The sequence below is a fragment of the Pseudoalteromonas sp. SG44-8 genome, assembly GCF_014164125.1.
Taxonomy (GTDB): Bacteria; Pseudomonadota; Gammaproteobacteria; order Enterobacterales; family Alteromonadaceae; genus Pseudoalteromonas; species Pseudoalteromonas rhizosphaerae.
This window is the reverse complement of the sequence record NZ_JACJEQ010000028.1, coordinates 12811-24717: the sequence shown is the minus strand read 5'-3', so window position 1 is coordinate 24717 and position 11907 is coordinate 12811. Positions and strand designations below refer to the sequence as shown.

Genomic DNA, 11907 nt, shown 5'->3' with positions numbered 1-11907 from the left:
GGCCAATGGCGCATTATACCGATCGTACGCAATAATGCATGGTATATTCACGTTTGAAATAGCGTCAGCCAAACTTAACTAGCCACATCACACTATAACTCACTAAAAAAACACAACCTTAAAAAACAAAAAAGCGGCACTGTGGCCGCTGTTGAAAAGCTATCATCACTTGAGTGATGCTATTTAACACCTAACTCACGCAGACGCTCTTGTAAGTAACTGTCAGCAGTATAACGCGCTGATAACACCACATCTGGACGCGGGTGCAAAAATAACGGCAACGAAATACGTGACTTAGATGACGCTTTGCCAGTAGGGTTAATAACACGGTGAATAGTCGACGGAAAATAACCACCTGACGCTTCTTGCAACATGTCGCCAATGTTAATAATTAAACTGCCAAAATCGCATGGCACATCTAACCAACCGCCATCTGTTTTTTGTACTTGCAAGCCTGGCTCATTTGAAGCAGGTAATACCGTTAATAAATTAATATCACCATGTGCAGCAGCACGAATAGCGCCAGGTTCTTCATCACCTGTCATCGGCGGGTAATGTAATATACGTAATAATGTTTGCTCTGAATCAGCAATCATATCTTTTAAATCGATTGAAAACTTAGCACGCACATCCGCTGGTGCTTCAGCTTGCACCCAGCTTAACAATGTCGCAGCAAACTCATTGGCTAAACGATAATATTCGCGAATATCTGCTTCTAACTGCGCTGGTACACGGCCTTTTGGATAAACATGAAAGTATTCTTTAATGTCTTTAACTGTAAAGCCTTTTGCAACTTCTGATACCGAAGGCGGAAAGTAGCCATCTTGAGTGTCTTTAGAGAATAAGAATTCATGTTTTTGTTCAGAATTAAAAAAATCCTGCCAATTTTTATAAATTGATTCAACAAGAGACTGTGGAATTGGGTGGTTTTTTAATACACCAAAGCCCGTATTTCTAAGAGACTCAACAAATTGAGCGGCCGCATCGCTCGCTTTATAATCAACGGTAGGTAATTGCATGTTCGTATCCAATGAATTAAGTTGTTAAAAGCCTTTGCTAATCATAGCAGTTGCTCCATTGTAGCGCTTCGCGAGCATAATAAAACGGGCAAAAAAACATAAGGACTTATGTCCTCTTTAGCTGGGTAAGCGTTTATTACTTGATGCAAATCAAAATGTTGCTATTGTGGATAAAACGCCAAAACAACTGTAATTATAAACGCACTTTAATGGTCTATTCTTCACTAACCTCTTTCATTAAGCAAAGGTAACCTATGCGCCAAAAAATTTCGTTCAAAAGTGGTGATTTAACACTCGCCGGTCAGCTTGAAACACCCGCCAGTGATATTAAATTTTATGCCTTGTTTGCCCATTGTTTTACCTGTGGTAAAGATATAGCCGCAGCAAGTCGAATTAGCCGAGCACTCACTCAACAAGGTATTGCGGTATTACGCTTTGATTTTACTGGCCTTGGTAATAGCGACGGTGATTTTGCCAACAGTAATTTCTCATCAAATATCCAAGATTTAATTGCCGCGGCAGATCACTTACGTGAACACTTTAAAGCGCCACAATTATTAATTGGTCATAGTTTAGGGGGCGCAGCGGTACTTGCAGCTGCCGAACACATTGCTGAAGTACAAGCCATTACCACCATAGGCGCACCATCAGATGCGCAACATGTAGCGCATAACTTTGCCGCTCATCTTGATGAAATTAATAGCAAGGGCGAAGCCAAGGTAAATTTAGCAGGGCGAGAATTTACCATTAAAAAACAGTTTGTGGACGACATTGCCAATTACGACCACAGCCATATCAGTAAATTAAAACGTGCTTTATTAGTTATGCACTCCCCTATTGATGCCACAGTAAATATCTCTGAAGCTGAAAAGATTTACGCCGCTGCTAAACATCCAAAAAGCTTTATTAGTCTGGATAACGCCGACCACTTACTCACTAACAAAGACGATGCTGACTACGCAGCAGACGTTATAGCATCATGGGCAAAACGTTATGTGGATTTTGATAAAAACCAGTACAGTGCCAAACTTAGCAGCGGCAATGTATTAGTTGAAGAGAAAGATCATGTCTTTACTCAGCATGTAAGTACCAAGGATCATACTTGGCTGGCTGATGAACCACTAAGTGTTGGCGGTAATAATTTAGGCCCAGACCCTTATCACCACTTACTTGCTGGACTTGGTGCATGCACCGCAATGACTTTACGTATGTATGCAAGTCGTAAAAACTTGCCACTTGAACACGTAAAGGTAGAACTGGACCACAGCCGTGATTATCACGCCGATTGCGATAACTGCGAGCAAACCGACAAACTCGAAGCCATCACTCGTAAAATCACCCTGGTGGGCGATTTAAGTGACGCTCAGCGCCAGCGCCTATTAGAAATTGCCGACAAATGCCCTGTGCATAAAACCCTGCATAACAACCCTCTGATTGTAAGTGAGCTGGTAAAATAACTATCAAGCGCATAAGAGTGGCAACTTAATATGTTTACGCGCTAAGTTTTATTATTTTAGTTTGCTACAAACGCTTTGATTTCTTTACTCATCCGCTCTACTAACCACTTAGGTCCGCCATCATACATATCATTATGGCGTGAGTTCTTTATCGAAATCTGCGTAACCGGATACTGTGCTAATTCATCTTCATTGAGTAATACCTGATTATCCGCAGGGTAATCACTGCCACGAAGCGTTAAAACCCGAATGTTATTATTGCGAGGTAACAACATACGCCGATGATCAAGCGTGATAATTTGACTCACTTGCTTAGGATAAATCGCCGCGTAAAGCGCGGCTATATCACCGCCATTAGAATGGCCAAATAACGTTAACCGCGTAAAATCATACTCTGGGTAGCGAGAGCTCAACTCGGTCACTAAAAATTTTAGAGTGACCACACCACGATGCCAGTTTTCCATACGAGTGGCCATATAAGGTGGCGTGCGGTTGAGCGCAGGATCGCTGTCTAATTCATGGGCTACAGCAATGGTTAAATAGCCCTTAGCTGTAAATATATCAGCCGCAAACTGATAGTCAGTATGCGCAATACCATATCCGGCATTAATAAATACCACAGGGCATTTTGTTTGTTGGCTACAATGCTCGTTATATGCTGGTAATGAAATACTGATCGGGATCGCGCGGTCACGCGCTTTATCAACAATCATTTCGCTGTTTGTTGCGGAACTGGCGACGACACTGACTATGAGAAAGAAGAAGCTCACAAGGTACTTAAAAGGTAGTGGCATTAATTTGCTCGACTTATTTTATTTAAATTATAAAGTACTTTAAGCTTTTGAATATTAATTGCAATAAAACGAGGTACCTAAAACAGCAGAAGAGTTTTAAAGAAAAAAATAATTATTATAAATTTATGCGATAATAGTCGTATTGTCCTAACGTCTATTTAGAAAAGAACCTATCCATGAAATCATACAACAGCATCGAAGAACGTATCGATATTTTACAAAGCAGAATTGAAGCGTATCAAGATGAAATCGAAACGCTAGAAACAGAGCCAAAAAATAATAACGAGCGTATTATTTTTAAATTCATCGAAACAGGCAGCACTGGCAAGACTAAAGATTTTGTGCGTGAATTAGGCATTAAATCACCACGCGATAGTTTGTATTCATCAGGTGATGTATCAAAACTCATCAAAGATGGCGCCAGTGATATTTCCCCTGCATTACTTGAAATTGCCCGCGCACTTGCCAGCGCACGAAATAAAAATGGTCCTGCCTGCTAATTAAGCATTAGATTAGCCGTGTCATAACGGCTAATCTACCAGCTCGATATCTAGTCCGCTGAGTAAGTTTAACGCTGCAAAGCGCTCAAACTTAGCCCGGCTAACATTATTATTTTTAATATCAATATTAAAATGCATCGCCCCGACAAAGTTTACTTTACTCAAGTTTGTTTGCAGAAATAGACTATCTCTAAAGTCAGTGTTACTAAAATCACTGGTAGCTAAATTAGCCTGTCTAAAATCAACATCTTTGGCAAAACAGTCAATCATGATCAAGCCTTTTAACTGTAACTCATAAAATGAGCTATGACTAAGTTGGCAATTTTTAAAACTCACCGATGACGTAAGTGCCAATTGTGGCCAATTTACCTGCGCCCATTGAATACTGTTGAGCTTACAATCAACAAAGCAGACTTCTTCTAACGAACTATAGCCCCAATTTAAATCGCTTAAATTACAGTTAATAAATTCGCACTCAATAAAACGACAATTACTAAATTGACTATGACTAAAATCACATTCAATAAACTGGCACTGTTCAAACTCAATGTCACTAAAGCGCTGCGTATTAGCCATGCAGTTTGAAAAATGCTGGTCGTAGTAGTCTGTTTGTGAAAATTGATAACTCACAGCCATAAAATCCTCTAATAAAATTATCTACACATCTAAATGAAAAAACCCCTAGGTATGAGCCTAAGGGTTTTCAACAAATCACTTATCAGATTGCTTATTCTGCTGATTTTTCAGCTTTTTCAACAACACTAATAGCAAGCTCTGTAAGCGAATCTGCATTTGCTTTACTTGGTGCGTTAGTTAACAAACACGACGCTTGGGTTGTTTTAGGGAAAGCAATCACGTCACGAATGTTATCAGTACCACACAGTAGCATTGCTAAACGGTCTAAACCGAACGCTAAACCAGCATGTGGTGGCGTACCGTATTTTAGCGCTTCAAGTAAGAAACCAAACTTGTCTTGCTGCTCTTGTGCATCAATACCTAGGATTCTAAACGCTGCTTCTTGCATATCTGTATTATGAATACGTACCGAACCACCACCTACTTCGTAGCCATTTAGTACCATATCGTATGCATCTGAAATAGCCGCTGCTGGGTTTGCTTCAAGTTCGCTTGCATTTACATCTTTTGGTGCTGTAAATGGGTGATGAACAGCATGCAATGTACCTTCGTCGTCTTCTTCAAACATTGGGAAGTCAACAACCCAAAGCGGAGCCCAGCTATTTAGATTAGTGATCTCTAAATCAAGGCCAATCTTAATACGTAGCGCGCCCATAGCTTCGTTTACTGTGTTGCGTTTATCAGCACCGAATAAAATGATGTCGCCAGTTTGTGCGTTAGTGCGTGCAAGAAGTTCGTTGATCACCTCTTCATTTAAGAACTTAGCGATTGGCGATTGCACGCCTTCAGCGCCTGCTGCACGGTCGTTTACTTTCATCCACGCAAGCCCTTTCGCGCCGTAAATGCCGATGAATTTAGTGTAGTCATCTAGTTGCTTACGCGAAAGTGATGCACCGCCTGGTACTGTTAATACCGCAACACGGCCTTTTTCATCATTGGCAGGACCAGAAAAAACTTTAAACTCGACGTCTTTTACTAAATCGGCAACGTCAATTAATGTCATTGGGTTACGTAAATCAGGCTTATCAGAACCATACAAGCTCATTGCCTCAGCGTAAGGCATGATTGGGAACTCGCCTAAATCCACGTCTAGCAATTGCTGCCACATTTCGCGGATCATTTTTTCTGTGATACCACGTACCTGAGCAGAGCTCATGAACGAGGTCTCTATATCGATTTGAGTAAACTCAGGCTGACGGTCAGCACGTAAATCTTCATCACGGAAACATTTAACAATTTGATAGTAACGGTCAAAACCCGACATCATCAACAATTGCTTGAACAACTGCGGAGACTGCGGTAATGCGTAAAAACTGCCTTTGTGAACACGGCTCGGTACTAAATAATCGCGCGCTCCTTCTGGGGTAGCTTTTGTAAGTACTGGCGTTTCGATATCTAAGAAATTATTTTCATCTAAGAAACGACGCACAAAGCTGCTAGCTTTAGCGCGTAGTTTAATACGGTCACTCATTTCTAAACGACGAAGGTCTAAGTAACGGTATTTTAAGCGACGCTCTTCAGAGTTTACCTGATTAAAATCAAGTGGTAATGGCTCTGAACGGTTGATGATAGTAAGGCCTGTGCCTAAAATTTCAACTTCACCAGTTGCCATATCTTTGTTGATTTGGCTGTCAGGACGTGCGCGAACTACACCTTTTAATTGTACGCAAAATTCTTGACGTAATGTATTCGCGGTATCCATTAAGCCTTCAACTTCAGGATCGAATACAACTTGTACTAAACCTTCTCTATCGCGTAAATCGACAAAGATAAGTCCACCAAGGTCACGTCGTTTGTTGATCCAACCACATAGTTCAACTTCTTGATCTACGTGAGTTTTATTTAGCTGTCCGCAGTATATAGAGCGCATAGTTTTCCTGTCAGTGTAAAGACGAATAGCCGCTTCCCCTAAGAATTGCTGTTTTTGAGGGAGAATAAGCCACTATTTATAAATCATTTTAGGGGGAGCATTATACCCAAGTTACTTGAAAATGCGAGCTCGGCAGCAGCTACTATGCTTTCAATTTATAGATTTGATATACTAACCAAAACACACAATCAGTTAACCGTTTTATGTTGTATTTAGGGTGTCCGCAGTGGTCAAGTACCGCGTGGAAAGGCAATTTATTATCAAGTCACTGCAAAAATGCCGATATGTTGCACGAATACGCACAGGTGTTTAATTCAGTCGAAGGCAATACCAGCTTTTATGCCGATCCTAGTGTTGAATCATTAAATCGCTGGCGTGATGCTGTCGGCAATGACTTTAAATTTACTTTTAAATTCCATCGACGCTTTAGCCATGAATTACAGCTTACTCATATCGATGACGAACTCACTGCATGGTTTAATTTATTCGAGCCAATATTGTCTCATGTTGGGCAGATCATGTTGCAGCTACCAAGTAGTTTTAGCCCCAAACAACTGCCGTTATTAGCACAGTTTATTGCCAAGCTCCCGACAGGTTTAAACTACGGCGTTGAAGTTCGCCACCCCGAATTTTTTAAGAAAGGCGCAGCCGAAATTGCCTTTAATCAGCTATTAATGGCAAACAATGTCAATCGTATCTCAATGGACACCCGCGCATTATTTGCAGTTAAGCCGAACACTGAAGCACTCATCGATGCCCAACAAAAAAAGCCCCATTTACCCGTGCATGCCATTGCAACAGGCAATCAACCTATGGCCCGCTTTGTGATTGCCGATTTAGATCATGACTATAAAAGCTATTACCAACCGTGGCTTAAAAAAGTAAAACAATGGCTTGATGAGGGTAAGCACCCGTATGTATTTTTTCATACTGCAGATAACCGCCAAGCACCATTATTAGCACGCGAGTTTTGCCAAGATTTAGGTTACCAGCACCCCGTGCTAAACCCTTTCACTGGTGAAAAAGAAGCCAGTCAAGCCAGCCTTTTTTGACTCGCTTTGAAAATTAATTAACTACAAAGAAGTATTGAATGAGTGATTTTAAACGCTATTTTAGCGGCTATCCAGAGCAAATTGTAACGCAAGTAATGCAGCTTATTGAAAATGATAAACACGGCGCGTATTTAACTAAAAAATACCCCAGCTCCCATAATATTACCAGTGACAAGTCGTTATACGCATACGCCACTGAGCTTAAAAAGCGCTATTTAAAAAATGCGCCACCGTTTGGCCGCGCCGCGTTTAAAAAACAAGGCGATATGGTCACTAATGCACTAGGTACTCATACGTATCGTATGCAAGGTAAAACCCGCAAGCACGATTTAGCCATCAACAGTGATTTACTGCGTGCACCAGAGGAATTACTCAAAGCTTTAGTAGTACACGAGCTCGCCCACTTTAAGGAAAAAGACCATAACAAAAGCTTTTACGCCCTGTGCTGCCACATGGAGCCAAGCTACCATCAACTCGAATTAGATTTACGGATTTTTTGTGTGCTAGTAGCTGAAGGTAAAAACCCATACACATAAAAATAACTGAATCACAAAGTACATAGCCGTACAGTTAACATATAAATACTATGCAAGATGAGTACGGGAGATTTCTTCATTGACCCAATGTAGTAATTGCTTTATCGCTTTTGAAAGTACCTGATTTTGCCTCACTATATAACCTAAACTGGTAGTTGGAAATTGCGGTAATGCGGTCACTGTGGTGGTTAGATTTGCTTTACTGCGCAGGGAAAACTCTGGCACGATGGCAACGCCAAACCCCGCTTCAGCCCAATCAATTTGCGCATCGACACTGCCCACTTCCATCACCCGGTAATTTGGTAAGTTTAAAGATGGCAAGGCACTATCGAGCAAGTCTCGGGTTCGCGTATCATGGCCGAGTAAGATTAATGTTGGCGGCTCAGTCAGTGTAACATTGTTATCGTTTTTGGCTTGCTGCCATAACTTTAAATGATTACCTAATGCACACCATTTTATCTGCTGTAATTGCGTAAAATGCAGCGGCTCACTTTCTTTTTGGGCAATCACAAACCCTAAATCAGCTTCAGCACTTTTAACCAATGCTGACGCTTGAGAAGACGTTGTATTGAGCAAAGTAAAGTCAATGCCAGGAAACTGGCGCTTAAAAAGCTGAAAAGGCTCAATCAACAATAAACGAGAAATTATATCACTGGCGGCAATTGTCAGTGTGCCTTGGCTGAGATCATTAATCGCATTTAAGTCAGATTGGCAAACCTGTAATTCCCATAAGGTTTTTTGTCCAGACTCTAATAGCCGTAAACCTGCTTGGGTCAAACTAAAGGGATTACGTTCTATCAGTTTAACCCGTGTCGTTTTTTCTAACTGCTTAATATGCAAGCTAACATTTGGCTGTGTCATATGCAGCGCATTGGCTGTTTTACCAAAGTGCTTTAACTCAGCCAATGTGACAAAAGTTTTTAACCAGTGAATATCTAGCATCTTTATGACCTTAATGGTGTGAAATCGATATGAAATTCTTATCAAGATAATAATTATAATTAATTTCTCTTATTTTAATAGAGCGCATACCATATTCGTTCAATCAATTTGGAGATTAAATTATGCCGTCAATTGTTGTTGTAGGTGCAAACTGGGGTGATGAAGGCAAAGGCCGTATCGTCGATTTTCTAGCTGAGAACGCATCTGCGAGCATTCGCTTTCAAGGTGGTAACAACGCCGGACATACCGTTGTGAATGACTTTGGTACGTTTAAACTACACCAATTACCAAGCGGTATTTTTAATCCTGATTGTATTGCAGTACTAGGCCCAGGCATGGTGATAAGCCCTGCGGCATTAAGCGAAGAAATAGCCGAAGTTAACGCCGCCGGTGTTGATGTAAAATTATGTATTTCTGATCGTGCAACGTTATGCTTACCATTACACGCCCTTGAAGATACCCTCGAAGAAGTGCGCTTAGGCGATGCCGCTTACGGCTCTACTCGTCAAGGAATTGCACCTGCATACGGCGACCGAGTAATGAAAAAAGGCATTTTAGTTGGCTGGTTAAATCAGCCAGACGTTTTATTAGAGCGTATTCAATTTATGCTGGATTGGAAAATGCCACAGCTAAAAGCCCTTTACCCAAGCTGTGATTTTTCACAAACAGCTGAACAAATGACTGAGTGGTTATTAGCTGTCAGCGCTCCTTGGCGCGAATTTATTTGTAATGTAACAGAGCCTTTAAAAGCACTGCAAAAGCAAGATGCTAACTTGTTGTTTGAAGCGCAGCTAGGCGCAGGCCGCGATTTAGTTTACGGCGAATACCCGTATACTACATCATCAAACGTTACTGCTGCCTATGCAGGAATTGGCAGCGGACTGCCAGCTTTGCGCCCTGAGCGTGTTATCGCTGTGGCTAAATCATTTAGCTCATCTGTTGGTACAGGTACACTCGTTACCGCCATGGCAGAGCAAGACAATTTTCGTGAAAGCGCGAACGAATATGGCGCAGTGACTGGCCGCCCACGTGATATGGGTTATTTTGATGCAGTTGCCACCCGTAACGGTGTTGAATTACAAGCAGCCACTGAAATCGCTTTAACCAAAATTGATTGCCTATCTGGCATGAAAGATTTAAAAATCTGCGTTGGTTATGCAGGCGATCACAGCGAAAACCCTATTTGGCCACAAACAGCGGCTTTAACGCCAATCTATGAAAGCATGCCAGCGTGGGATGAAGATATTACCGGTTGTCGTACCTTCAACAGTCTGCCTGCTGCAGCGCAGCATTATGTAGAACGCATCGAAGCACTGATGGGAGTACCTGTAAGTATGGTGTCTGTGGGCCCTGAGCGTGAGCAAATGATTATCCGCTAAACACTCAATTGCTATAACCCAAGTGGTTTTATAAACCACTTGGGTTATACGCTAGGCAATTGCAGATTTTCATCCACTATCTGAACAAAAATATTTTGAGTCAGTTATTCAAAAATATAAATCATTCCATCATAAAATAATTGATTGTCACCACAAGTGTATTTAAAGCACATTTAAACTCGATTTAACGCGTTCTAATACAACGGTGGTTCTAAATGATTTGATATTATCGTTCTCATGAAAAAACTTATCACAAATCTCTTGAAAGCGCTGCATATTAGGCACAACTAATATCAGTACAAAATCGGCTGCACCCGTAACATAATAGCATTGCTGCACTTCAGGACCTGAAAAACGTTGCTTTAGTACCTCAAGCTCAGAAATATGTGTCTTGTTAACCTCCACTTCTACTAAAATAGTGATAACTTGATTTAGCTTATCAGGGTCTAAAATCGCCACATTTGATACAATATAACCATTTTCCCTGAGTTTATGGATACGGCGCTGCACCGAGGCGGTTGATAGATGTACAGCTTCAGCCAGTTTTCGAAGTGGAGTTTGGCAATCTTTCTGGACTAATTCTAAAAGTGCATAGTCATAGCGATCTAGTTTCATAATATCTCAAGGTGATAAATTTTCTCGCAAACAGTACTTTTTTAGAGCCCATTTATCAATGGTATTGAAATAAAATATACACACCTAATCTCTTCTATATACCGACTATGCAAAACTCTACTAAAACTTCATTGGGAGTTACTTTAAATATAATTTCATCAGCACTTTTTGCACTAATGTTTGCTTACACCTCACTGTTAAATGAACTTCAAGGTCAAGAAACATATGGTTGGCGGGTTTTATTTACGGTGCCATTTTTAACTGTTTTTATTCTACTAAAAGGTTACTGGCCACTTGTACTCGGCATATATACGAGGGTGCGATATGAAAAGTATTTTTGGCTAACACGGCTCCTTTCATCTTTTTTAGTTGGTGTACAATTATGGCTATTCATGTGGGCACCCGTAAATGGATATGGTCTAGCGGTTTCATTAGGCTACTTTATCATGCCAATTACTATGGTAATTATCGGACGGCTTGCTTTTCAAGAGCGTTTAACCCCGCATCAAAAAGTAGCATGTTTATTTGCTCTCATAGCTATTTTAAATCTATTAATTGTTTCTCAATCATTTTTGTGGCCGGTTTGGGTTGTATGCATAGGTTACCCTATTTATTTTTGGCTACGAAAAAAAACCAACACTAATAACATTGGTTGCACATGGGTTGATATGCTCTTGAGCCTTCCTATAGCCTGTTATTTTATCTTTGCCAATGGACAAGTTGTCACGGAGTTAACCGTAAATTTAACATTACTTTATTTAGTAGTAGGACTTGGGGGGATAAGTGCTCTAGCGCTTTCGTTTCAATCCCTATCTGCCCCCTATTTAAATTTAAGCCTTTTTGGTTTACTCGTTTATGTTGAGCCTGTGCTGCTATTAATAGTGGCGATTCTTTTAGGCGAGACTATCAACCAAAAGGATTGGCTTACGTACATAGCTATTTTGCTTGCGGTCGTCACATTAATTCTTGAAGGTATAAGAAAGTTACATTTAACTCATTATCGCTAACATTGCTTACTTCTTATATTGCAACGAGGTTTATCAGTAATCCCTTAAGGCAACCCCCCACAAACCAAAAAGCGCAAGGTAAACTCGCGCTTTTGTTGTG

Annotated in this window: 12 protein-coding genes; 6 read left to right on the top strand and 6 right to left on the bottom strand. The window is 40.8% G+C overall.

Translation table 11 applies throughout. The annotated features are described in order from the left end of the window. Positions 1–179: 179 nt before the first annotated feature. Positions 180–1019, bottom strand: a complete 840-nt coding sequence (locus H5163_RS17195; protein ID WP_145242335.1) for an isopenicillin N synthase family oxygenase — start codon at positions 1017–1019, stop codon at positions 180–182. Positions 1020–1273: 254 nt separating this feature from the next. Here H5163_RS17195 and H5163_RS17190 point away from each other — a divergent pair, with 254 nt between their 5' ends. Continuing rightward, positions 1274–2476 (top strand): bifunctional alpha/beta hydrolase/OsmC family protein, encoded by a 1203-nt coding sequence (locus H5163_RS17190; protein WP_182735603.1) that lies wholly within the window; start codon positions 1274–1276, stop codon positions 2474–2476. A 56-nt stretch (positions 2477–2532) separates the two neighbouring features. On the opposite strand, the gene H5163_RS17185 is transcribed toward H5163_RS17190, so the two are convergent. Continuing rightward, positions 2533–3270, bottom strand: a complete 738-nt coding sequence (locus H5163_RS17185) for an alpha/beta hydrolase (protein ID WP_182735602.1) — start codon at positions 3268–3270, stop codon at positions 2533–2535. A gap of 176 nt (positions 3271–3446) precedes the next feature. On the opposite strand from H5163_RS17185, the gene H5163_RS17180 reads away from it, so the two are divergent. Continuing rightward, positions 3447–3770, top strand: coding sequence for a hypothetical protein (locus H5163_RS17180; RefSeq protein ID WP_182732238.1), 324 nt, complete (start codon positions 3447–3449; stop codon positions 3768–3770). A gap of 30 nt (positions 3771–3800) precedes the next feature. On the opposite strand, the gene H5163_RS17175 is transcribed toward H5163_RS17180, so the two are convergent. Both H5163_RS17175 and aspS read right to left on the bottom strand, forming a co-directional pair. Next, the gene (locus H5163_RS17175) at positions 3801–4346 is read right to left on the bottom strand and encodes a pentapeptide repeat-containing protein (protein ID WP_257326367.1); all 546 of its coding nucleotides are present in this window, start codon (positions 4344–4346) and stop codon (positions 3801–3803) included. A 151-nt stretch (positions 4347–4497) separates the two neighbouring features. After that, positions 4498–6276 carry an aspartate--tRNA ligase gene (gene aspS / locus H5163_RS17170; RefSeq protein ID WP_182735601.1) on the bottom strand — a complete coding sequence of 593 codons (1779 nt, stop codon included), beginning with the start codon at positions 6274–6276 and terminating at the stop codon, positions 4498–4500. Between the two features lie 203 nt (positions 6277–6479). Between aspS and H5163_RS17165 the strand changes: the two genes are divergently transcribed. Together H5163_RS17165 and H5163_RS17160 are read left to right on the top strand one after the other, a co-directional pair. Beyond that, positions 6480–7328: a DUF72 domain-containing protein gene (locus H5163_RS17165; protein WP_182735600.1), complete on the top strand. Its 849-nt coding sequence runs from the start codon at positions 6480–6482 to the stop codon at positions 7326–7328. A gap of 38 nt (positions 7329–7366) precedes the next feature. Beyond that, positions 7367–7864, top strand: coding sequence for a M48 family metallopeptidase (locus H5163_RS17160; protein WP_149982946.1), 498 nt, complete (start codon positions 7367–7369; stop codon positions 7862–7864). Between the two features lie 48 nt (positions 7865–7912). On the opposite strand, the gene H5163_RS17155 is transcribed toward H5163_RS17160, so the two are convergent. Then, a complete protein-coding gene (locus H5163_RS17155) occupies positions 7913–8806 on the bottom strand; it encodes a LysR family transcriptional regulator (protein ID WP_145242350.1) in 894 nt (297 codons plus the stop codon). 122 nt (positions 8807–8928) lie between these two features. Between H5163_RS17155 and H5163_RS17150 the strand changes: the two genes are divergently transcribed. Beyond that, complete coding sequence (locus H5163_RS17150) at positions 8929–10185, top strand: adenylosuccinate synthase (RefSeq protein WP_182735599.1); 1257 nt, start codon at positions 8929–8931, stop codon at positions 10183–10185. A 162-nt stretch (positions 10186–10347) separates the two neighbouring features. Here the strand turns inward: H5163_RS17150 and H5163_RS17145 are convergent, their stop codons facing one another. Further along, on the bottom strand, positions 10348–10800 hold the full coding sequence (locus tag H5163_RS17145; RefSeq protein ID WP_182735598.1) for an Lrp/AsnC family transcriptional regulator: 453 nt from the start codon (positions 10798–10800) through the stop codon (positions 10348–10350). A 107-nt stretch (positions 10801–10907) separates the two neighbouring features. Here H5163_RS17145 and rarD point away from each other — a divergent pair, with 107 nt between their 5' ends. Continuing rightward, on the top strand, positions 10908–11807 hold the full coding sequence (gene rarD, locus H5163_RS17140; protein ID WP_182717959.1) for an EamA family transporter RarD: 900 nt from the start codon (positions 10908–10910) through the stop codon (positions 11805–11807). The last annotated feature ends 100 nt before the right edge of the window (positions 11808–11907 follow it).